Genomic DNA, 540 nt, shown 5'->3' on the forward strand with positions numbered 1-540 from the left:
CGGCAGGTGCAGCGTGCGGTCTTCGCTGCGCCGCCATTGGTGTTGCGTCGCGCCCAGCAGCAGCGGCACGATCGGCGACGGCCGCGGCACGACGCGCGCGCCGCTCGCCAGGCCGTGGATCTCGCCGGTGGGCATCAGGTAGGCGCGATCGCCCGAGAAGCCGACCACCTCGGCCAGCACCGGCGGCTGGCCGTCCATGCGCACCTCGCAGACCAGTCTCATATACACAACTGACGCTGCCGAGCGGGCCCTTGCGGTCCATCGGCAGGCCCTGCGAATCGACGACGCGGCCGAGCAGCCCGTCGCCCATCGGCAGGTGCAGCGTGCGGTCTTCGCTGCGCCGCCATTGGTGTTGCGTCGCGCCCAGCAGCAGCGGCACGATCGGCGACGGCCGCGGCACGACGCGCGCGCCGCTCGCCAGGCCGTGGATCTCGCCGGTGGGCATCAGGTAGGCGCGATCGCCCGAGAAGCCGACCACCTCGGCCAGCACCGGCGGCTGGCCGTCCATGCGCACCTCGCAGACCGAGCCGACCGGCACGC

At 73.5% G+C, this 540-nt stretch carries 2 pseudogenes; both read right to left on the bottom strand.

Annotation, left to right across the window (positions count from 1 at the left end):
* Positions 1–198, bottom strand: a pseudogene (locus tag AC1D1T_RS32985) (flagellum-specific ATP synthase FliI); the annotation flags it as partial.
* Positions 199–232: 34 nt separating this feature from the next.
* Positions 233–540 (bottom strand): annotated as a pseudogene (locus AC1D1T_RS32990) (flagellum-specific ATP synthase FliI); the annotation flags it as partial.

It is taken from the genome of Rhizobacter sp. P2_H3 (assembly GCF_056403355.1).